The sequence below is a fragment of the Streptosporangium album genome, from assembly GCF_014203795.1.
In the GTDB taxonomy this organism is placed as follows: domain Bacteria; phylum Actinomycetota; class Actinomycetes; order Streptosporangiales; family Streptosporangiaceae; genus Streptosporangium; species Streptosporangium album.
Genome location: NZ_JACHJU010000001.1, coordinates 522,272 through 541,628, shown reverse-complemented (window position 1 = coordinate 541,628; position 19,357 = coordinate 522,272). Strand labels below are relative to the sequence as shown.

Here is a 19,357-nt window from a genome sequence, read left to right as displayed (position 1 = left end):
GGCCGGGGCGCGGCCCGCCGGCCCCGGTTCAGATGACGGCGACGGCGGTGATCAGGCCGATGGCCAGGTGGGTGACCGCCAGGAGGCGGGCGCCGGGCTGGAGGTCGGGCTCCTGGACCAGCTCACGGACCGAGATCCCGGCGACCTTGTCGAACACCACCATCCCCACCGTCTGTACGGCGATGCCCACCAGCCCGAAGACCGCGGTCGCGAGCAGGCCCTCGTGCAGCGCTCCGCCCGAGGACCAGATGGAGGCCGCGACGATCAGCCCGATGGCGGCCAGACCGGAGCCGGTGAGCAGGGCGGCGTTGGGGTTGCGGTCGGACTTGATCAGGTGGCTGAGCTTGCCGGGGATGGCCATGTCGATCACGTAGAAGCCGATGATCAGCAGGATCACACCGAGCGCGGCGTAGGAGACGATGGCGAGCGCGCCGCGTCCGAGGGTCTCGGCCAGGGAGAACGCCTCGCCGCGGATCGGGACGGGGACCAGGCTGGGCAGGGGGGTGGGGCTCATGGGGTTCTCTCCAGGGGTCAGAGTTCGATGCGGTGCGGGACGAAGGACGACGTGTCGTCGGTGACGAACCCTGAGGTCTCACGGATGCCGACGCCGGCCGCCTCGTCGTGGACGACCCAGGCGCCGAGCACGGGGCGCCAGCCGTCGAAGACGGGCAGTGCCTGGAACTCCTGGTAGACGTGGCCCTCGGCGCCATAGCCGCCGGCGGTCTCGACGCGGCCGTCAGGAGTGACGATCCGCATGTTCGCGCCCTCCCTGCCGAGCAGGGGTTTGACGATGTAGGACGACAGGTCGCGGGGTCCGTCGAGGTAGGCCGGGAGCAGGTTCGGATGGCCCGGGTACAGCTCCCAGAGCACCGCGAGCAGTGCCTTGTTGGAGAGCAGCGTCTTCCACAACGGCTCGATCCAGGTCATCGAGACCTGCTGGCGCACCGCATGGGCGCCGAACGGGTCGGCGATCGCCCACTCCCACGGGTACAGCTTGCAGAGCGAGCGGATCACCCGGCGTTCCATGTCCACGAACCGCAGGTTGAGGCCGTCCCAGCCGATGTCCTCCATGGCCACGGCGATCGTCTTCAGCCCGGCCTGGTCGGCGGTCTCCTGGAGGTAGGCGAGGGTCATCGCCTCCTCGCCGGTCTGGTCCATGGTGGTCCAGGCGAAGTGCGCCGGTCCGGTGGGCAGACCGGCCGCTATCTGCTGCCACCGGGCGATCAGCCGTTCGTGGATGGAGTTCCACTGGTCGTCGTCCGGGTAGCGGTCCCGCAGCCAGAACCACTGGACGACCGAGCTCTCCAGCAGGCTGGTCGGGGTGTCGGCGTTGTACTCCAGCAGCTTGGCGGGGCCGGTCCCGTCATAGCGCAGATCGAACCGGCCGAACAGGTGGGGATCGTTCCGCTCCCATGAACGGGCGATCTCCGGCGCCACCCATCCGGGGATGGCGAATTCGGCGTAGCGGCCGCGCTCGACGACGTGCTCCACCGCGTGCAGGCACATCCGGTGCAGTTCCTCCACCTGGTTCTCCAGGTCGAGGACCTCGTCCATGGAGAAGACGTACTGCGCGGCCTCGTCCCAGTAGGGGCGGTCGAGGCCCTCGGGATGGGCCGAACGGTGGTAGGCCAGGCCTTGGCCCTCGATGATGCTCTCCCAGCCGTCGCGGGGGAGCGAGGTGTCGCGTCTCATCTGCCCGAGCTCAGCTCCCGCTGCCCCAGCCGCCGCGCCCACCGAAGCCGCCGCGCTGGATGACGGTGCCCTTGCGAGTGGTGATGTGGACGTCCGAGGGGCGCACGGTGGTGCCGCGCAGGATCCGCATGCCGGACCGCACTCCCCCGTAGTACCACCCGTAGGCGCCGCGGGAGCCGTAGTAGTGCGAGTGGGAGTCGTCGCAGTAGTCCTCGTCCACGACGGTGTAGGACCCGTCCGGCTGACGGCTGTTGAGGTCCACGCAGTCGGCGCCCACCTCGTCGTAGTCGTCCTGCGCGGAGCAGTAGCCGATGAGGAGCAGCGAGACGACGCCGATCCCGGTGAGCGTGATGGCCTTGGACGCCTTCAAGCCCGAGGGCTTGGCCGCGGGCACCGGCGAGGGGGGCCGTCCAGCAGTCGGTGGGTGGTCTTGTCCTGAAGCCATCGAACTCCAATGAGATGTGTCGCCACAGGCTATCGACGTGGTTTTGTCGGTTCAACCGCGGCAAGGGGATTGGGGCCCACCGAGGCTGTCGGCGTCGCCGCGTAACGTCATAGGTGTGGACCGCACCGACCGGCTTTACGCCCTCGCCGAGGAGCTCCGCGCGATCTCGCCCCGGTTCCGGTCGGCGCGTGAGCTCGCCGCCAGGTTCGAGGTCAGCGTCCGCACGGTCGAGCGTGACATCTCCGCGCTCCAGCGGTCGGGAGTGCCGATATACGCCGAGCCCGGCAGGCGCGGCTGCTACGTCCTCGACAGGAGCATGTCCCTGCCCCCGCTCAATTTCACCCCGGCCGAGGCGGTGGCGGTGGCCACGGCGCTCGAACGGTCGGGAAACGACCCCCTCGCCCTCCACGCCCACAGCGCCCTGCGCAAGCTGACCGCGGCGCTGTCGCCCTCCAAGGGCACCGGGGAGGGAGAACCGCTCGCCCCGGCGCGCGCGGCCGCCGAGCCGGAGCCCTACCCCCGGGTGTCGCGGGTGATCGAGCTGGCACTGCTGCACCGCAGGGTGCTGCGGATCGAATACGAGGACCGCAAGGGCCGGACCACCACGCGCGAGGTGGAACCGGCGATCTTCGTGGGTGGCCGTGGCGGTCACTGGTATCTCGTGGGTCTGTGCCGCCTCCGGCAGGACGCGCGGATCTTCCGGCTCGACCGCGTCCGCTGGGCGGAGGAGACCGCGGAGGTCTCCCCGGAGCATCCGCCGGAGCGGTTCTCCCCGCAGATCCCCGGCGTGCTCACGGGGACCCCGGATCTCGAGTGAGATCCCCCTGCCGCCCCGCCCGGCCGGGCTTGAGCCGGTAGGGGGTTCCGGCCCGGCGCAGCGTCGCCAGGACGTCGAAGTCGGCGTAGGTCAGTCCGTACTCGCCGAGCACGGACTGGGTGACCTCCTCGGCGAGGGACCTCAGCCGTCCCGTGCGTTTGACGATCTCCAATTGGACGGTGGCGGCTTCGGGCTGCTCGGCCCCGAGCCGGAGACCAGACCGCTGCGGCCCGGGGACCCGCCGCAGTCGGGGGACTACACGCTCAGGGACAGGCTGGGAGAGGGCGGGCAGGGGATCGTCTATCTCGGTGAGTCCGACGGCGGGGAGCGCGCCGCGATCAAGCTGCTGCACGTCCGCTTCACCGGCGAGGCTCACGCGCGGTCCCGCTTCGCGCGCGAGCTCGCACGCGAAGCGGGACCCAGCGGGTGGCGGCCTTCTGCACCGCACGCGTTCTCGCCGCCGACCTCGACGGCGAGACGCCGTACATCGCCAGCGAGCTGATCGACGGGCCCTCGCTGCGGCAGGTCGCCGCTCTCGGCGTGGCCGCCACCGTGGCCGCCACCGACCGATCCACCCCGGCTGGAGACCTGCCGGTAGCCGCACCGTCCGCTGTCGGCGATGAGACGGCGGGCGGTGCGGAGGGCGTTTCCCGCCGTCAGGACGTGGGACAGGTGGTGCCCTTCGCGGGGGTCTTCCCACCGATCAGGTAGCCGTCGACGACCTTCTTCACGCAGGCGTCGCCGGACAGGTACGCGCCGTGGCCCTCGCCCTTGTAGGTGACCAGCACACCCGTCTTGAGATCCTCGGTCAGCCTCGGCGCCCATTCGTACGGCGTGGCGGGGTCGCCGGTGCCGCCGACCACCACGATCGGCCCGGAGCCGGCGGCGTTCACCTTCCTGGCCTCGTCGCTGCCCGGGACCGGCCACAACCGGCAGATGCTGCCCATGCCCTGGCTGGCGAAGAGCGGGGAGATCTTCATCGCCTCGGCCTGGGTCGCGGACAGTTCCTGGGGGGTCGGCCGTTCGGCGGTGTCGACGCAGCTGATGGCGGGGAAGCTGCTCATGAGAGTCGAGTAGGACCCGTCGGGCTTACGGCCGTTGTAGCTGTCGGCCAGTGCCAGCAGGATACGGCCGTCGCCCTTGAACCCCCGGCTCAGGCCCTGCTCCAGCAGCGGCCAGGTCAGGTTGGAGTACAGCGCGGCGGAGACACCGGTGCTCGCCAGTCCCTGGGTGAGCTCGCGAGCGCCGACCTGCAGCGGCTTCTTCTCCAGGTCGGTCAGGAACGTGTCGACGTTCTTGTTCGCGATCGTCGTGTCGGCGCCGATCTCGCATGGGCCGGGCCCCTTGACGCAGTCCTTCAGGAAGGCCTCGTAGGCGTGCTGGAATCCCCGGGTCTGGACCAGCGTGCGCTTGTCCAGGCCGACGCTGGGGTCGAGCGGGGAGTCCAGCACGAAACGGCCCACGTTCTTGGCGAAGTGGGTCGCGTAGACCGCGCCGAGCTGCGTGCCGTACGAGATGCCGAAGTAGTTGAGCTGCTTGTCGCCCACCGCCTCGCGGAGCCGGTCCATGTCCCGGGCGGCGTTCACCGTGCCGACATAGGGGAGGATCTTGCCGGAGGTCTGCTGGCAGGCGTCGGCGAACTCCTTGACGGTCTGGTCCATCTCGGCCTGCTCCGCCGGGGTGGTGGCCAGACTGTTCATCGAGGTGAACTTGTCCATGATCTTGCTGTCGCCGCACCTGACCCCGGAACTGCGCTCCACCCCACGGGGATCGAAGCTGACCAGGTCGTAACGGGCGCGCAGGGTGCCGAAGACCTTGGCGGCTCTGGCCAGGGTGTCGACGCCCGACGCGCCGGGGCCGCCGAAGTTGAAGACCAGGGAACCGATCCGCTCGCCGGGACCGGTGGCCTTGACCTTGATCACCGCCATGTCCAGCATCTCGCCGGTGGGTTTGGCGTAGTCGAGTGGGACCTTCAGCTTTCCGCACCGCAGGTTGGGGTCGGGCTTGGCGGGAGCCTGCCCGTCCGGGCGCTCGAGGTCCGTGCAGGCGCTCCAGGCGATCGGGCCCGCCGGCTCAGCAGAACCCTGCGCCGGGCTCTGGACGGAATCCGGGGTGGAAGGGCCGCCCGCGGCGCCGTACCCGTTGGTCATGGCGCCATTGCCGCAGGCGGCCAGCGCGCTGGACAGGATCGCCGTCGCACTGGCGGTCGCCAGGATTCTTCGCACGTAATGCTCCCCTCGAATCGTTCGCCGGGGGAAGCGATTCCACACTAACCGGGCGGGACCTTCCAAAGAAGGACCCGCCCGGCGAGGATCACAGCCCCATGGACTGAGTGTCGTTGCTTTCGGCGCCGCCCGCCTCGGTAACACCGTTCTTCAGGTGATACTTGGCGATCGCCTCGTTCAGCACCGTCGCGTCGAGCTCACCGCGCCTGACGAGCTGGGTCAGCACGGCGAGCGTGATGGACGCCGCGTCCACATGGAAGTGGCGGCGCAGCGCCGACCGGGTGTCCGACAGGCCGAAACCGTCGGTGCCGAGCGAGGTCCAGTCACCCGGGACCCACTGGGCGATCTGGTCCTGCACCGCGCGCATGTAGTCGCTGACGCCCACGAACGGCCCCTGGGCCGCCGACAGCGCCTGGGTCACGTACGGCACGCGCTGCTCGGAGTCGGGATTGAGCAGGTTGTGCTCCTCGACTGCCAGCGCCTCACGGCGCAGCTCCGCCCACGAGGTGGCCGACCAGACCTCGGCCGCCACCCCCCACTCCTCGGCCAGCATCCGCTGGGCCTCGACGGCCCACGGGCCGGCCACGCCGGACACCAGGATGTTGGCCTTCGGGCCCGGTGCGGCCGGAGCCGCGGCGAACCGGTAAAGGCCCTTGAGCAGGCCCTCCACGTCCAGGTCGGCGGGTTCGGCCGGCTGCGGGTAGGGCTCGTTGTAGACGGTCAGGTAGTAGAAGATGTTCTCCGGCCGCTCGCCGTACATCCTCCGCAGGCCGTCCCTGACGATGTGGGCCACCTCGAAACCCCACGACGGGTCGTAGGACACCGCCGCCGGGTTCGTCGAGGCGATCAGCGGGGTGTGACCGTCCTCGTGCTGCAGGCCCTCACCGTTCAGCGTGGTGCGACCGGCGGTGGCGCCGAGCAGGAAGCCCCGGCCCATCTGGTCGGCGAGCTGCCACATCTGGTCGGCGGTGCGCTGCCAGCCGAACATCGAGTAGAAGATGTAGATGGGGATCATGTGCTCGCCGTGCGTGGCGTACGCCGAGCCCACGGCGATCGCCGAGGCCATCGATCCCGACTCGCTGATGCCCTCGTGCAGGATCTGACCCTCGGTCGACTCCTTGTAGGACAGCAGCAGGTCACGGTCCACGGCGTCGTAGGTCTGGCCGTGCGGCGAGTAGATCTTGGCGGTCGGGAAGATCGCGTCAAGACCGAAGGTGCGCGCCTCGTCCGGGATGATCGGCACGAACCGGTGGCCGATCTCCTTGTCGCGCATCAGGTCCTTCAGCAGCCGGACGAACGCCATGGTGGTGGCGACGTTCTGCTTGCCGGAACCCTTCTTGAGCTGCGCGTAGGCAGCGTCGCCCGGGAGCGCGACCGGCTTGGCGCGCATCACGCGCTTGGGCAGGAAACCGCCCAGGGCCGCGCGGCGCTCCTTCATGTATTCGATCTCGGGGTCGTTCTCGCCCGGGTGGAAGTAGGGCGGCAGGTCGGCATCGAGCGCGGAGTCCGGGATCGGCAGGTAGAGCCGGTCGCGGAACTCCTTCAGCTCGGCCTTGGACATCTTCTTCATCTGGTGCGTCGCGTTGCGCGCCTCGAAGTCCTTGCCAAGCGTCCAGCCCTTGATGGTCTGGGCGAGGATGACCGTCGGCTGGCCGACGTGCTCGCGGGCCGCCTTGTAGGCCGCGTAGACCTTGCGGTAGTCGTGACCACCGCGCGACAGCTTGCGGATGTCCTCGTCCGACAGGTGCTCGACCATCTTGCGGAGGCGGGGGTCGCCACCGAAGAAGTTCTCGCGGATGTACTCGCCGCTCTCGACGGAGTAGGTCTGGAACTGGCCGTCGGGGACGGTGTTCATCTTGTTGACCAGTACGCCGTCGACGTCGGCCGCCAGCAGCGGGTCCCAGTCGCGGCCCCAGACGACCTTGATGACGTTCCAGCCGGCGCCCCGGAAGTAGGACTCCAGCTCCTGGATGATCTTGCCGTTGCCACGCACCGGGCCGTCGAGTCGCTGCAGGTTGCAGTTGATGACGAACGTGAGGTTGTCGAGCTCCTCGCGCGCGGCCACGCCGATCGCGCCGAGCGACTCCGGCTCGTCCATCTCGCCGTCGCCCAGGTAGCACCAGACATGACTGCGGCTGGTGTCCTTGATCTTCCGGTTCAGCAGGTAGCGGTTGAACCGGGCCTGGTAGATCGCGCCGATCGGGCCGAGGCCCATGGAGACCGTGGGGAACTCCCAGAAGTCCGGCATCAGGCGCGGATGCGGGTAGGAGGGCAGGCCCTTGACGCCATGCGACAGTTCCTGTCGGAAGGCGTCGAGCTGGGCCTCGTTGAGACGGCCCTCCAGGAACGCCCGGGCGTAGATGCCCGGCGCGGCGTGGCCCTGGAAGAAGACCTGGTCGCCGGACTCGCCGTGGTCCTTGCCGCGGAAGAAGTGGTTGAAGCCCACTTCGTAGAGCGACGCGGCCGAGGCGTAGGTGGCGATGTGCCCGCCGACGTTGGTGCGGGCGTTGGCCCGGGTCACCATGACGGCGGCGTTCCACCGGATGTAGGCGCGGATCCGGCGCTCGACGTATTCGTCACCGGGGAACCAGGGCTCGCGTTCCGGCGGAATGGTGTTGATGTAGTCGGTGCTGCGCAGGCCGGGCACGCCGACCTGGTGTTCGCGGGCCCGCTCCAGCAGGCGAAGCATCAAGTAACGGGCCCGAGTGCGCCCCTCCGTCTTGATGACGTTGTCGAGCGACTCAAGCCACTCCTGGGTCTCACTGGGGTCGACATCAGGGAGCTGGCTGGGTAGGCCGTCGCTGATGACCGAGAAACGCTGGCGTCCGGAAGCCACTGGGTCTCGCCTTCCGAGGATGGACTTTTGTCTGGTGTAGGTCGTCTTCCATCCTGGTCGCTTACCCCGGAAAGTGCATCTCTACTGACCGGTAACCAGGAGGTCCCTGCTGGCAGGGGCATATAAGTGGCCTAGACCACCGATGGTAGGACGAATTTCCACCAAAGGGTACATGCCTATCTCCCGTTTCTGGAGGTCCGGGGCGGACTAATCCCGGAATCCCTGGTGGCGGCCGGTTCCAAGGACGTGACGGGGCTCCGTGCGGCCATGGCGGCGGACCAGATGGCGACGCGGCCGGAAACCGGAAACCACTCCCTCTGAGGCGGTAAAGAAAGATCATTCAGTCGAGAGATATAAGGTGTGTACCCCCTTATATGGTGCGGTTCAGCGATGGTCGTGTGCATCCGGTGTCGTCCAGACCGCGCGCGGTCGTCGTCCCAGCTCAGGATGGATCGTAGGATCGGGTATGTGAGATCTCAGACAATCGAGGTGGTAACGGGTTCCCGCGAGCGGGTGCACGACATTACCTCCGAGTGCGAGAGCTTCGTCCGGTCATGTGGGGGAGACGGACTGCTGAACGTCTTCGTGCCGCACGCGACCGCGGGGATCGCGCTGATCGAGCTCGGCTCGGGCAGCGACGACGACCTGATCGCGGCCCTGGAGGATCTGCTTCCGGCCGACGAGCGATGGAGGCATGCGCACGGATCCAGAGGGCATGGCCGGTCGCATGTCATGCCTGCTCTCATATCTCCGTACGCCACCGTCCCGGTTCTGTCCGGGCGGCTCGCGCTGGGCACCTGGCAGTCCATTGCCGTTGTGGATCTCAACGTCGACAATCAGGAGCGCCAGGTCCGTTTGTCATTTTTGTCGGGCTAATTCATACGTAGCCCAGTCGTTGCCGTGGCGACCGTTGACGACCGAGGGTCACAGCGTGTGGACTGTGCCGAAGCACTTTGAGCACCGTGTAATCGCGGGGCCATCCAAGCAGGAGGGACAAACGTGAGCGCGACCGCGGGTCAGGCGCAGGGCGAACGCGGCCTGGCCGAACGACTCGGTCTCAAGCCGGGTCAGGTGGTGCAGGAGATCGGATGGGACGAGGATACCGACGACGATCTGCGCGACTCCATCGAGGAACTGACCGGCAACGAGCTGGTCGATGAGGACTTCGAGGACGTCGTCGACATCGTGCTGCTGTGGTGGCGCGACGGTGACGGCGATCTGTTCGACGCCCTGAGCGGCGTGTTGACCAACCTGAGCGAGGGGGGCCAGATCTGGCTGCTGACCCCCAAGGCCGGGCGGGACGGGCACGTGGAGCCAAGCGACATCGGGGAAGATGCCACGACGGCAGGTCTCTCGCAGACCAGCAGTATCAGTGCCGCCCCCGACTGGTCGGGAACGAGGCTGGCCACGCCCAAGGCGCGCCGCTGAGGGCTCCCGCTCTGCCGTACGGCTCACGCGAGCCGTACGGCAGGATGATGACGTTTGCCGGTCATCCGACGAAAGGACCTTTCACATGGCAGTCGAGGTAGGTTCCCCGGCTCCGGACTTCGAGCTGAAGGATCAGCACGGCACTCCGGTCAAGCTCTCGGACTACCAGGGTAAAAAGGTCGTACTGATCTTCTACCCTCTCGCGTTCAGCGGCGTCTGTCACGGTGAGCTCTGCGCCATCCGCGACGAGTTCATCGCCACCGCGCCCGAGGACGTCCAGGTGCTGACCGTCTCGGTCGACTCGGTGTTCACCCACCGCGCCTGGGCCGATCAGGAGGGATACACATTCCCTCTGCTCTCCGACTTTTGGCCACACGGACAGGTCGCTCAGGCGTACGGTGTGTTCGATGAGGAGAAGGGAATCGCCACGCGGGGCACCTTCATCATCGACGGCGAGGGCGTGATCCGCTGGAACGTCGTCAACCCGATTCCAGAGCCGCGCGACATCGCCGAGTACCGCAAGGTGCTCGCCGAACTTCCCTAAGCGGTGAACCGGCGGACGCTCACGGAGCGTCCGCCGGTCTCGGACCTTCCGGAGGCGATCATGCCCTGCTTCTCCTGCGGGGCCAGGCAGACCGACCCGGTCCGTGGCGCCAGCCCGTGGAAGCGCGGTGTACGCCGGGATACCCAGGTGCTCATCTGCCCGGACTGCCAGCGCACCCACGATCTCGATCTCGACACATGCTCCTCGTGCGGTTCCGTCGCCCTCATCTGCCGGCTCGGTGAGGTGGAATGCCGATCCTGCGGGTCGGTACGGCTGGCGCGGACCGATGAGCAGCTCACCGCCTCCCACGCCCCTGGCCTGGCGGACGAGGTCGAAGCCGCGTTGAACCGTGTCCTTGGGCGGGTCCATTAATACTCATAAATCATCTTTGGATGCGTTTGCGGGTATGCAGCGGGATCTGTCGATCTCCCCGTGCGCTAAGGTCGGGCTCGATCCCGCCCCTTCGATCTGCTGGATGCGTGCATGAGCTCCTTCGTTGTGGCCCTTGACGTCGGCGGCACGTCCATGAAGGGCGGTCTCGTCACCCGCTCGGGGGAGATCGTTCTCGCCGAACGCCGCGCGACCCCGCGTGACGAAGGGCCCGGCACCGTCGTCCAGGTGATCCGGTCCTTCATCGCCGACCTCGCCGTCGCGGGAGGCGGCACCCCAGCCGGAGTGGGCCTGGCCGTACCGGGACTGGTCACCGCGGACGCGGCCCTCTACTCCGCCAACATCGGCTGGCGCGACGTCCCGGCGGGTGACTTCGTCTCGCTCGACGTGCCCGTCATGCTCGGCCACGACGTGCGCACCGGAGGCCTCGCCGAAAGCGTGCTCGGAGCCGGTCGCGAGGTCTCCGACTTCCTGTTCCTGCCCATCGGGACGGGCATCGCGGGTGCCGTGATCCTCGGCGGCGAGCCGTACGGCGGGACTGCCGGATGGAGCGGCGAGATCGGCCACATCCCGGTCTTCCCCGCCGGAGAGACGTGCGCCTGCGGCCAGGTCGGCTGCCTGGAGACCTACGCCTCGGCCTCCGCCGTGGCCCGCCGCTACTCCGCCCGTGCCGCCTCACCCGCCACGGCCGAACAGGTCGCCGCGCTCACCCTCTCCGGTGACCCTCTCGCCACGGAGGTGTGGGAGGACGCCGTCGAGGCCCTGTCCCTCGCCCTGGCCACCTACACGCTGCTCCTGGACCCCTCCGCGATCGTTCTGGGCGGCGGCATGTCCGAGGCGGGCCGCACCCTGTCCGACCCGCTGGCCGATCGCCTCCGCGCGCGCCTGACCTTCCGCGACGCGCCCCCGCTCCGCCCGGCCGCCCTGGGCGTCAACGCGGGCATGCTCGGCGCGGCCCTCCTCGGCTGGCGGGCGGCCGGAGTCCCCGACGCCGGCGCCACATGGTCGTCGGATGTGCTGAAGTCCTCCCGATTGGCGTAAGGTGTTATCCCGTCTGCCGTACGGGATCTCTGGGGCGCTTAGCTCAGCGGTAGAGCGCTCGCCTTACAAGCGAGATGTCACTGGTTCGAACCCAGTAGTGCCCACCAGCCGCAACAGCTCCATCCAAGCTTTCTGGATGGGGCTCCGTGCTATCACCGTGCCGCCCCGCATCCGGGGCGGCACGGTGAGCAGGGCGTACGCGCCACAGAGGGGGTGGCCCAGACAAGCGCTTACCTCAGGCGACCTTGACTGAGTGTGGGCCGACACTGATCGTCACCTCGACGTGTCCGCCCAGCGCGGCCGCATAGGCCCGGAGAGTTTCCAACTCCATGGCGTCAGGGTCGCCGTTTTCGATCTGGGAGACCCGCGACTGGGAGATGCCGAGCGCGGCGGCGACCTCGGCTTGGGTTTTACCCAGTGACTTGCGCAGCTCTTTCAGGTGATAACCCGCCACATATGCATCCAGTTCGGCTTCGGCGGCAGCCTGACGCTCGGGATCGGCCAGCTCGGGATGGAGCCGGTGGGTCTCAGCCTTGACCTCCTGCCAGCGGCGCGCAGGGCTCATCGCCTGTCCTCCTTGGTCTTCTCGGCCCTCTTCTCCCCGCGGTACTCCATGTAGCGAGACTTGGCCAGCGGGATCGCCTCGTCATACCAGCGCGACCACTTGCCTGCCTTGTCTCCGGCTACGAGGAAGACCGCTTCTCTGTCGGGGTCGAAGATGAAGATGATTCTAATCTCTGACCGCCCTCGCGAGCCTGGCCGGAGCTCCTTGAGGTTGTTCAGGTCGTCGTCCTCCAACGTGTCCACCAAGGGGCGACCGAGGGTGGGGCCGACCTCGGCGAGCCGGTCGATCGCCTTCTCGACGAGGATCGCCGAGTCTGGATCACTCTCACAGAGTTTCAGGAACCAGGACTCTACGGGTTCCAGGTAGGACGATCTCCCAGGTCATCTTTGGAATATAACCCCTGGCTCATGCCTGGACTGGAGATTCGGCCAGGTTGAAGAGACTCGTTCGGCAAGGCTGGCAGATCCTCCTGTGCCATGAGTGCGGAGGCGAATTGCTGATGTTGCGCTTGCGCCACTACCAGGACGACGGGCTGTTCGACTGGTTCGGACATCACGCCTCAGAGCTGTGGAGCAACGGGCGGGACGTCTGTGTGGAGGAGCCGCGAAAGCCTGCGAAGAGCGCCAGTTCTGTGTGACTAACTGGGTGACAACGACCACGGACGGGACCGGAAAGCGGTGGACGGGCATGGACCATACGCCCAGGTCAGGGCCGGTATACGCCTTGGTCGCGCTCCTGCTCCGATCGCCTTACAAGCGAGATGTCACTGGTTCGAACCCAGTAGTGCCCACCACAAGCCCCTCACCTGCGAAAACAGGCGAGGGGCTTCTCTTTTTGCTGCCAAACCACCTCGCCAGGTCGTAAGCCGTATGGCTTTGAGATCGAGCCGGAGGTCCGTGAGTGGCTCGACAACCTGAGTGACAGCGACTTCAAGCGGGTTGGCGAGGTAGCTGGTCTACTGGCAGAAAAAGGGACTGAGCTTGGCGGTCCGTGGTCGGACCATCTGGAAGGGCCGGTCTGGGAACTGCGGGTTCGGCTCCGTGATGTTGCAGCTCGGGTGACGTACTGGTGTACTCCGGGTAGGACGCTCGTGTTGCTCACGGTTTTCCGCAAGGCCAAGCAGCGCGATCAACGGCAGATCGACAGGGCGGTCCAGGCGCAGAAGGTCTGTGAACGCGACCATCACGGGCCGGTGGCCGAGATCTATGAGAGGAAGGTGTGATGGCCGGTTATCACACCCGCTGGGTGCGACCTGAACCTCAGACCGAGGATCCCGAACGGATCATGATCCGCGAGGCGTTGGCTTTTGGTAAGGCGCTGTATGACCGGCGTGGTGCGCTTGGGCTGACCGTGGCGGAGTTGGCCGAGCGTGCGGGCATGACCGAGGATGAGATCGAGTGTATCGAAGAAGGCGGAACCGCTCCGACGATCGCCTTGCTGCGGCATCTGGCTGCGGCACTGAACGCTGATGTCCGCCTCACCTCCGGTCATGATCTGGGCTCGGTGTGGTTCGAGCCTCACGCGGCCTGATCGACGGAGACCGATCACCTGACGTGAAGAAAGGTTCGTTTGCCCGGCACGGGGTGATCGATTGGATCAGTCCTGCTCGTTGAGGTGCGTGGCCTGCAATCGCGGCTGTGAAAGCCAGGCCCGAGGAGCTGTGCTCCCGGTAGATCGGCTGCTGGATACGGAGTCTCGCGCGGTTACGGAGCTGGGTTGTGGCCTCCTTCGTGAGGTCGCCGAGCGGGAACTTCCGTTCTTTGCTTCCTTTTGAGGTAGAGAGTGACCTTGCCGGGGAACGTGACGTGGGCGAGCGACCGACCGGGTGGCAACGACCACGTACGGAGCCGGACAACGATGGACGGCCGTGGATCGTGCCGGACGAGTTGTGGGAGCGGATCGAGCCGCTGCTGCCGCAGCTGGGACGGCAGCGCCACCCCCGGGCGGTAAGCGGACGACCCCGTCGGCGCACCCCGCACGGCTCCGGGCTTGGCGCGCGTTGATCATTCAGCCAGGAGTTCTTGGTGGCCTCAGGGCACGAGGAGGACGCGGCCGAGCTGGGAGCGGCTCTCCATGATCCGGTGCGCTTCGGCCGCCTCGTCGAGCGGCAGCCGGGCGTGCAGCGCGGCGCGCAGCCTGCCCTCAACCGCGTGCCGCGCGACCTGGTCCATGTCCTCACGTGCCTGCTGCGGCGCGGCCGCACGCCAGGCGAGCAGCGAGAATCCGGCCACCGATCTCATCGCGAACAGGCTGGTCAGCGGGATGTCGGTGGCCTCGCCACCGGCCGCTCCGTAGACGACGACCCGGCCGAACGGCGCCAGGAGGTCGAGGCTGCGCAGCAGGATGCGGCCGCCGACGGAGTCCAGGACGACGTCGACTCCTCCTGGCGCGGCCTCGCGCACCCGTTCGGGCCAGTCCTCCGCGGAGTAGTCGACGGCCGCGTCGGCGCCGAGCGCGCGGATGAAGTCCAGCTTGGCGCGGGAACCGGCCGTGGCGATCACCGTACCGGCACCGGAGATCTTGGCGAGTTGCACGGCCAGATGGCCGATCCCTCCCGCCGCGGCGTGGACGAGCACAGTCTCTCCGGGAGCCAGCCGGGCGGCGCGCAACGCGCCCAGTGCCACGGGGGCGCCCATCGGCAGCATGCTCGCGGTGGCGTCGTCGATTCCCTCCGGCACGGGCGCGAGCCATCCGGCGTCGGCGAGAACGTGGTCGGCGAAGGCGTCCTCGGCCAGCGCGGCGACCCGCCGGCCGGTGAGGCCGGGGTCGACGCCCGGTCCCACCGCGTCGACCTCGCCGACCACGTCGCCGGTGAGCACGGCGGGCAGGTCGCGCCGGTAGATCCCGCCGGCGTCCGGTCCCTGGCGGAACTTCACGTCGACGAAGTTGGCGCCGATCGCCTCGGCGCGGATGCGCACCTGACCGGGGCCCGGGCTGGGGGTCTCTGCCTCTTCCATGGTGAGCACCTCAGGGCCGCCATAGGCGTGATAACGGATTCGGCGCATGCCGTCCTCCCGGGTTGGAGATAAAGTGGACCAGTGGTCAAGTTCGATGCGAGAGTACTTGACCGCTGGTCCAGTTGTCCACGTGGAAGAGAAGCCGATGATCGAGGAGCGTCGCGAACGCGCTGACGCGGCACGCAACCGCCGTGCCATCCTGCGAGCGACCGAGGAGCTACTCGCCCGGCACCGGCCCGAGCAGATCTCCATGGAACAGGTCGCCGCCGCGGCCGGGGTCGGTAAGGGCACGGTGTTCCACCGTTTCGGCAGCCGGATGGGACTGATGGTCGCGCTGATGCAGGAGCGGGCCTACGCCCTGGAGGAGGCCGTGGCGAGCGCACCTCCGCCGCTGGGGCCCGGCGCCCCGCCCGAGGAGCGGCTCATGGCCTTTCTGGACGCGATCGTCGACGTCGTCGGCCGCAACAAGGGGCTCCTCGCGGCGCTCGGCCACGCCGCTACGGCGGCGCCCAGGCCGGAGTGGAAGGAGCAGGGTGAGCGCCGGGGCGAAGACGGCGACCATCCCGTATACCGGTTCTGGCACAGCCACACCAGTGCGCTGATCGTCGCGCGGCGCCCCGACCTGGACGGGGAGTTGCTGGCTCACATCCTGCTGGGCAGCCTCCAGAGCGAGCCGGTCCTGCGGCTGCTGGAGCGTGGAGAGGCAACGCGGCTGGCCGCGTCGCTGCGCGTCATGGCCTCTGGGATGCTCGCGGCCCCCGCCCTCGCCTGAGGCGAACCGGCCGAGAAGCCGTACATCCCCCCGATGCTCACTGGCGCTGGCCAGTGGGTCGCCTACGGTCTTGTCATCGCGGGCCGGGTGCGAGTCACCATCATTGCCACCGGTATCACTCGCGCTCTGTCTCGCCGGTGACTGCGAAGCGACCCACTTGGTACAAGGACGGCGGACCTGTTCGACCAGTTCGGCTACCAGGCCTCCGGGTTGTGGAGCAATGGACGGGACGTCTGCGGGAAGGCCCGAGAGGGTATGCGGAGAGCGTGAGTTCTGGGTGACCAACTGAGTGACAACGACCACGGACGGGATCGGGCACTGGTGGGTCCCCAAGAACTGTAACCGCAGGTCAGGGTAAGTATCGGCCCTGGTCGGGTCCCCGTCTGGGTTGCCTTTCTCCAGCCGCCGGCTGCCGCGACCGGCCCTGTGGCGCCGCTGGGCTCGGCCGGATTCTGTACGGCATCCCCATCTATCGTATTTGACTTATATAAGTTCAAGCTGAAACACTCGTCGAGTGCACGCGTTCGACGTCCTTGGCGGTCCGGCACCGGATCTTGGAACTGCCGGCCGACGGTGAGCCGAGCTCAGGTGGGGTGACCGCGGTGATTCGGCGGGAGTTCGGGATCTCCCAGCCGGCGGTCCCGCAGCATCTGCGAGCCCTGCGCGACAGCGGGTCCGGCGTGCGGGTCCGGGGTGCTGGGCGGCTGTACGTCGGCGATGCGGCGTCTATGCGAGGTCGATCAGTGGATGGAGCGCTTTCGCCGGTTCTGGGGCCGTGTCTGGCCGAGCCGGCGCGAGCCCCGGGCCAAGGGCGAGGCTCACCCGAGAAAGGGGCCACCGGAGAGCAGGCCGCCTCCGTGGCCAAGAACACCATCACCTTCTCCACACCCTGACGGGAGTCCATCCGATGTCGCAGAAGATCACCACTTTCCTGATGTTCCAAGGTGCCGCCGAGGAAGCGGTGACGTTCTACACGTCGCTGTTCGACGACGCCAAGATCCACACTCTCGTCCGCTACGGCTCCGAGGGCCCCGGCGTGGAGGGCGGCGTGCAGCACGCCACGTTCACGCTGGCGGGCCAGGAGTACATGGCCATCGACAGCAACGTGTCGCACGCCTTCACCTTCACCCCGTCGGTCTCGTTGTACGTGCAGTGCGAGTCGGAGGCGGAGATCGAGCGCCTGTACGCGGCGCTGTCGGAGAACGGCGAGCCGCTGATGCCGCTCGGCTCCTACGGCTTCAGTAAGCGCTTCGGCTGGACCAACGACCGCTTCGGCGTCTCCTGGCAGTTGAACCTCGCCTGATCCCTCCGTCCCGGCTCGCCGTGGTGGATCCCGCGCGCTGGTGACGCGCGATCCACCACGGCGCGGACTGGGCGCACCCGCCGCCCCAGGTGCGCGCCGCCGCCGGCCGCCCTGGCGCGGTGAGGGTGAAATCCCGGATCTCGCTTCACTCCATATGTGGCGCGATGATCCATATGTGATCCCGGCAAGAGGGAGAGCCTCGTGGCCAGGCTCTATCAGGGCTACATGCGGGCCACGTGGTCTTTTCGGTAAAGGTGCATATCGGTAACTTTCTGCAGAGTTACGATAGAAAGTGTCCGAATGGGCGAAGTCATCAGACTGCGCCGGACGGACAGACGCCTCCCGGAGGTGTGCCGTGCCCAGTGATCGCGAACGCGGGACGTTGCGTGAGATCCAATGCCGGTCGCCGGTCGAGGGCCCGGACCGTGCGTGTTCCTTCGACACCGATGCGCAACGCCTGCACCACGCGTCGTCCGGCCTGGCCTGGCGTTTCTGTCTGAGGGAGCCTTCGGGCGGCAGGACCGAGGGGGAACATAGGGGGACGCAATGACCACCATCGTCATCTCTGCGCTGATCACGGTCCTGGTGCTGGCCGCGATATGGCTGAAGGCCGGTGTCCGGGTCGTCAGACAGTTCGAGCGGGGCGTCGTCTTCCGGTTCGGGCAGGTCAGCGCCGAGGTCCGTGGTCCCGGACTCGCCCTGATCATGCCGGTCGCCGACCGTCTCCAGAAGGTCAACATGCAGGTCGTCACCATGCCGGTGCCCGCCCAGGACGCCATCACCCGGGACAACGTGACGGTTCATGTGGATGCCGTCATCTACTTCCGGGTCGTCGACCCGGTACGTGTGGTAGTCGGCGTCCAGGACTACGAATCCGCCATCCGCCAGGTCGCGCTGGCCTCGCTGCGGTCGATCATCGGCAAGAGCGAACTGGACGACCTGCTGTCCAACCGGGAGCGGCTCAACCAGGGCCTGGAACTGATGATCGACAGCCCGGCTGTGGGCTGGGGCGTGCACATCGACCGTGTCGAGATCAAGGACGTGGTGCTGCCCGAGTCGATGAAGCGGTCCATGTCGCGGCAGGCTGAAGCGGAACGTGAACGGCGCTCCCGCATCATCACCGCCGAGGGTGAGCTACAGGCCTCGAAGAAGCTGGCTCAAGCCGCCGAAACGATGGCCATGCATCCCGCCGCGCTGCAACTACGCCTGCTCCAGACCGTCGTCGAAGTCTCCGCCGAGAAGAACTCCACCCTCGTGCTGCCCTTCCCCGTCGAACTGCTCCGCTTCCTGGAACGGGCAACACCCTCCGAGTCCGGCCGTGCCGCCCCGCACTCCGCCCCAGCGCTGTCCGACGGCCCGTCGACACCGGCCGACCAGCGTCTCCCCGACACCCATATCCTCGACCGGACCGTACCCAACGGCGTGGAAGCCGACCGGTAGGCAGCGCCCGGCCTCGCCGCCGGGCGCGGCTTCCGGCACCCTGCAGCCGCCGGGATCCATGGCCGTGGTCTCATCCCGGCGGGGCGGCCCCGGCGGGCCTCGGCCTGCCGGCCGAGAGGGCGTCCGGGGATGTCGGTCAGCAAGCACGTAAACCCGGCATAACGCTCCTAGCTGCGGGAATGAGTCTCTGATGAGTGCTGAGACGCTTTCCGCCGAGGGGGACACCCGCAGCTTCCTCGGCGCGATCATACGGAATCCGTACCAACTGGGTGCGATCGCGCCCAGTTCGAAAGCCGTTGCCCGCCTGGCCGCGTCCGTCGTCCCGGACACCAAGGGGGCCGTGGTCGTCGAGCTGGGGGCCGGCGGCGGCGTGATCAGCGACGCGATCCGCGACCGCCTGCCGCAGGGCGGGCGGCAGCTCGCCGTCGAACTCAACGGTGACATGGTCCGCCACCTGCGGCGTAGCCGTCCCTGGCTGGAAGTGGTCGCGGGTGATGCCGGGGACTTGAGCCAACTCCTACGGCGGGCCGGGGTGGCACGGGCCGACGCGGTCATCTCCTCGCTCCCGTGGACCCTGTTCCACGGAGATCAGCAGAAGCACGTGCTGGACGAGGTGTCGACGGTGCTCGCTCCGGGTGGAACCTTCAGCACCGTCATCACCCTGACCGTGGTGCCCTTCCGGCGGTTCTGGCGGTTCCGTGAGCTTCTGGACCGTACCTTCGCCACCGTGGACACCGCGGGTACGGTCTGGCTCAACGTCCCCCCCGCGCTGGTCTTCAGCGCGTCGACCCCCCTGGGCACTCAGGGGGACGGCTGACGCTTCCGGCTTCCGGCAGCGGGATGGACCGGAGGGCCGATGCGCCCGCCGGTTCCCTGGTGTGAGCCGTTCTCGCGCACCGTCC

The 19,357-nt window shown here is 67.9% G+C and carries 22 protein-coding genes and 1 tRNA gene; 14 read left to right on the top strand and 9 right to left on the bottom strand.

The window, feature by feature from the left end; translation table 11 throughout:
* Nucleotides 1-28: 28 nt before the first annotated feature.
* Genes FHR32_RS02480 through FHR32_RS02470 form a run of 3 tightly spaced genes read right to left on the bottom strand, consistent with a single transcriptional unit; the run spans nucleotide 29 to nucleotide 2,137 of the window.
* The gene (locus FHR32_RS02480) at nucleotides 29-514 is read right to left on the bottom strand and encodes a DUF350 domain-containing protein (protein WP_184752592.1); all 486 of its coding nucleotides are present in this window, start codon (nucleotides 512-514) and stop codon (nucleotides 29-31) included.
* Between the two features lie 17 nt (nucleotides 515-531).
* Nucleotides 532-1,692 (bottom strand): glutathionylspermidine synthase family protein, encoded by a 1,161-nt coding sequence (locus FHR32_RS02475; RefSeq protein ID WP_184752590.1) that lies wholly within the window; start codon nucleotides 1,690-1,692, stop codon nucleotides 532-534.
* 10 nt (nucleotides 1,693-1,702) lie between these two features.
* Nucleotides 1,703-2,137 carry a hypothetical protein gene (locus FHR32_RS02470; RefSeq protein ID WP_246465916.1) on the bottom strand — a complete coding sequence of 145 codons (435 nt, stop codon included), beginning with the start codon at nucleotides 2,135-2,137 and terminating at the stop codon, nucleotides 1,703-1,705.
* A gap of 115 nt (nucleotides 2,138-2,252) precedes the next feature.
* On the opposite strand from FHR32_RS02470, the gene FHR32_RS02465 reads away from it, so the two are divergent.
* Nucleotides 2,253-2,954 carry a helix-turn-helix transcriptional regulator gene (locus FHR32_RS02465; RefSeq protein WP_184752588.1) on the top strand — a complete coding sequence of 234 codons (702 nt, stop codon included), beginning with the start codon at nucleotides 2,253-2,255 and terminating at the stop codon, nucleotides 2,952-2,954.
* On the opposite strand, the gene FHR32_RS02460 is transcribed toward FHR32_RS02465, so the two are convergent.
* Complete coding sequence (locus tag FHR32_RS02460) at nucleotides 2,929-3,306, bottom strand: hypothetical protein (protein WP_184752586.1); 378 nt, start codon at nucleotides 3,304-3,306, stop codon at nucleotides 2,929-2,931. The genes FHR32_RS02465 and FHR32_RS02460 overlap by 26 nt on opposite strands.
* Before the next feature lie 74 nt (nucleotides 3,307-3,380).
* On the opposite strand from FHR32_RS02460, the gene FHR32_RS02455 reads away from it, so the two are divergent.
* Nucleotides 3,381-3,665 (top strand): hypothetical protein, encoded by a 285-nt coding sequence (locus FHR32_RS02455; protein WP_184752584.1) that lies wholly within the window; start codon nucleotides 3,381-3,383, stop codon nucleotides 3,663-3,665.
* Here FHR32_RS02455 and FHR32_RS02450 read toward each other — a convergent pair.
* Both FHR32_RS02450 and aceE read right to left on the bottom strand, forming a co-directional pair.
* Entirely contained in the window at nucleotides 3,611-5,179 is a 1,569-nt protein-coding gene (locus FHR32_RS02450) for an alpha/beta hydrolase (RefSeq protein ID WP_184752582.1), read from the bottom strand. The genes FHR32_RS02455 and FHR32_RS02450 overlap by 55 nt on opposite strands.
* 88 nt (nucleotides 5,180-5,267) lie before the next feature.
* Complete coding sequence (aceE, locus tag FHR32_RS02445; protein ID WP_184752580.1) at nucleotides 5,268-8,015, bottom strand: pyruvate dehydrogenase (acetyl-transferring), homodimeric type; 2,748 nt, start codon at nucleotides 8,013-8,015, stop codon at nucleotides 5,268-5,270.
* Between the two features lie 468 nt (nucleotides 8,016-8,483).
* Between aceE and FHR32_RS02440 the strand changes: the two genes are divergently transcribed.
* The 6 genes from FHR32_RS02440 (at nucleotide 8,484) to FHR32_RS02415 (ending at nucleotide 11,525) form a co-directional block, all read left to right on the top strand.
* Nucleotides 8,484-8,891, top strand: a complete 408-nt coding sequence (locus tag FHR32_RS02440) for a secondary thiamine-phosphate synthase enzyme YjbQ (protein ID WP_184752579.1) — start codon at nucleotides 8,484-8,486, stop codon at nucleotides 8,889-8,891.
* A gap of 123 nt (nucleotides 8,892-9,014) precedes the next feature.
* Nucleotides 9,015-9,443: a DUF3052 domain-containing protein gene (locus tag FHR32_RS02435; RefSeq protein ID WP_184752577.1), complete on the top strand. Its 429-nt coding sequence runs from the start codon at nucleotides 9,015-9,017 to the stop codon at nucleotides 9,441-9,443.
* 85 nt (nucleotides 9,444-9,528) lie between these two features.
* Nucleotides 9,529-9,987, top strand: coding sequence for a peroxiredoxin (locus FHR32_RS02430; protein ID WP_184752575.1), 459 nt, complete (start codon nucleotides 9,529-9,531; stop codon nucleotides 9,985-9,987).
* A gap of 60 nt (nucleotides 9,988-10,047) precedes the next feature.
* The gene (locus tag FHR32_RS02425) at nucleotides 10,048-10,359 is read left to right on the top strand and encodes a hypothetical protein (protein ID WP_184752573.1); all 312 of its coding nucleotides are present in this window, start codon (nucleotides 10,048-10,050) and stop codon (nucleotides 10,357-10,359) included.
* A gap of 111 nt (nucleotides 10,360-10,470) precedes the next feature.
* On the top strand, nucleotides 10,471-11,418 hold the full coding sequence (locus FHR32_RS02420) for an ROK family protein (RefSeq protein WP_184752571.1): 948 nt from the start codon (nucleotides 10,471-10,473) through the stop codon (nucleotides 11,416-11,418).
* Between the two features lie 32 nt (nucleotides 11,419-11,450).
* Nucleotides 11,451-11,525 (top strand) — tRNA-Val (locus tag FHR32_RS02415).
* Nucleotides 11,526-11,653: 128 nt separating this feature from the next.
* On the opposite strand, the gene FHR32_RS02410 is transcribed toward FHR32_RS02415, so the two are convergent.
* Both FHR32_RS02410 and FHR32_RS46540 read right to left on the bottom strand, forming a co-directional pair.
* Nucleotides 11,654-11,983 carry a helix-turn-helix domain-containing protein gene (locus FHR32_RS02410; RefSeq protein ID WP_184752569.1) on the bottom strand — a complete coding sequence of 110 codons (330 nt, stop codon included), beginning with the start codon at nucleotides 11,981-11,983 and terminating at the stop codon, nucleotides 11,654-11,656.
* Complete coding sequence (locus FHR32_RS46540; RefSeq protein WP_345003220.1) at nucleotides 11,980-12,216, bottom strand: type II toxin-antitoxin system RelE/ParE family toxin; 237 nt, start codon at nucleotides 12,214-12,216, stop codon at nucleotides 11,980-11,982. The genes FHR32_RS02410 and FHR32_RS46540 overlap by 4 nt, the downstream gene beginning before the upstream one ends.
* A 572-nt stretch (nucleotides 12,217-12,788) precedes the next feature.
* Between FHR32_RS46540 and FHR32_RS45700 the strand changes: the two genes are divergently transcribed.
* Together FHR32_RS45700 and FHR32_RS02395 are read left to right on the top strand one after the other, a co-directional pair.
* The gene (locus FHR32_RS45700; RefSeq protein WP_281390906.1) at nucleotides 12,789-13,205 is read left to right on the top strand and encodes a type II toxin-antitoxin system RelE/ParE family toxin; all 417 of its coding nucleotides are present in this window, start codon (nucleotides 12,789-12,791) and stop codon (nucleotides 13,203-13,205) included.
* Entirely contained in the window at nucleotides 13,205-13,513 is a 309-nt protein-coding gene (locus FHR32_RS02395; protein WP_184752567.1) for a helix-turn-helix domain-containing protein, read from the top strand. The genes FHR32_RS45700 and FHR32_RS02395 overlap by 1 nt, the downstream gene beginning before the upstream one ends.
* A gap of 500 nt (nucleotides 13,514-14,013) precedes the next feature.
* Here the strand turns inward: FHR32_RS02395 and FHR32_RS02390 are convergent, their stop codons facing one another.
* Nucleotides 14,014-14,940 (bottom strand): quinone oxidoreductase family protein, encoded by a 927-nt coding sequence (locus FHR32_RS02390; RefSeq protein ID WP_221465224.1) that lies wholly within the window; start codon nucleotides 14,938-14,940, stop codon nucleotides 14,014-14,016.
* A gap of 130 nt (nucleotides 14,941-15,070) precedes the next feature.
* Between FHR32_RS02390 and FHR32_RS02385 the strand changes: the two genes are divergently transcribed.
* From FHR32_RS02385 to FHR32_RS02365, 4 genes are all read left to right on the top strand, one after another.
* On the top strand, nucleotides 15,071-15,712 hold the full coding sequence (locus tag FHR32_RS02385; RefSeq protein WP_221465223.1) for a TetR/AcrR family transcriptional regulator: 642 nt from the start codon (nucleotides 15,071-15,073) through the stop codon (nucleotides 15,710-15,712).
* Between the two features lie 907 nt (nucleotides 15,713-16,619).
* Entirely contained in the window at nucleotides 16,620-17,015 is a 396-nt protein-coding gene (locus FHR32_RS02375) for a VOC family protein (protein ID WP_184752563.1), read from the top strand.
* 546 nt (nucleotides 17,016-17,561) lie between these two features.
* Nucleotides 17,562-18,455 carry a slipin family protein gene (locus tag FHR32_RS02370; protein ID WP_184752561.1) on the top strand — a complete coding sequence of 298 codons (894 nt, stop codon included), beginning with the start codon at nucleotides 17,562-17,564 and terminating at the stop codon, nucleotides 18,453-18,455.
* Nucleotides 18,456-18,645: 190 nt separating this feature from the next.
* Complete coding sequence (locus FHR32_RS02365; protein ID WP_221465222.1) at nucleotides 18,646-19,272, top strand: class I SAM-dependent methyltransferase; 627 nt, start codon at nucleotides 18,646-18,648, stop codon at nucleotides 19,270-19,272.
* Nucleotides 19,273-19,357: the final 85 nt, after the last annotated feature.

Coding starts and splice junctions, on each gene's coding strand:
- FHR32_RS02480 (WP_184752592.1), bottom strand. CDS start 514: ATGAGCCCCACCCCCCTGCCCAGCCTGGTCCCCGTCCCGATCCGCGGC.
- FHR32_RS02475 (WP_184752590.1), bottom strand. CDS start 1,692: ATGAGACGCGACACCTCGCTCCCCCGCGACGGCTGGGAGAGCATCATC.
- FHR32_RS02470 (WP_246465916.1), bottom strand. CDS start 2,137: ATGGCTTCAGGACAAGACCACCCACCGACTGCTGGACGGCCCCCCTCG.
- FHR32_RS02430 (WP_184752575.1), top strand. CDS start 9,529: ATGGCAGTCGAGGTAGGTTCCCCGGCTCCGGACTTCGAGCTGAAGGAT.
- FHR32_RS02425 (WP_184752573.1), top strand. CDS start 10,048: ATGCCCTGCTTCTCCTGCGGGGCCAGGCAGACCGACCCGGTCCGTGGC.
- FHR32_RS02420 (WP_184752571.1), top strand. CDS start 10,471: ATGAGCTCCTTCGTTGTGGCCCTTGACGTCGGCGGCACGTCCATGAAG.
- FHR32_RS02410 (WP_184752569.1), bottom strand. CDS start 11,983: ATGAGCCCTGCGCGCCGCTGGCAGGAGGTCAAGGCTGAGACCCACCGG.
- FHR32_RS02395 (WP_184752567.1), top strand. CDS start 13,205: ATGGCCGGTTATCACACCCGCTGGGTGCGACCTGAACCTCAGACCGAG.
- FHR32_RS02390 (WP_221465224.1), bottom strand. CDS start 14,940: ATGGAAGAGGCAGAGACCCCCAGCCCGGGCCCCGGTCAGGTGCGCATC.
- FHR32_RS02375 (WP_184752563.1), top strand. CDS start 16,620: ATGTCGCAGAAGATCACCACTTTCCTGATGTTCCAAGGTGCCGCCGAG.
- FHR32_RS02370 (WP_184752561.1), top strand. CDS start 17,562: ATGACCACCATCGTCATCTCTGCGCTGATCACGGTCCTGGTGCTGGCC.
- FHR32_RS02365 (WP_221465222.1), top strand. CDS start 18,646: ATGAGTGCTGAGACGCTTTCCGCCGAGGGGGACACCCGCAGCTTCCTC.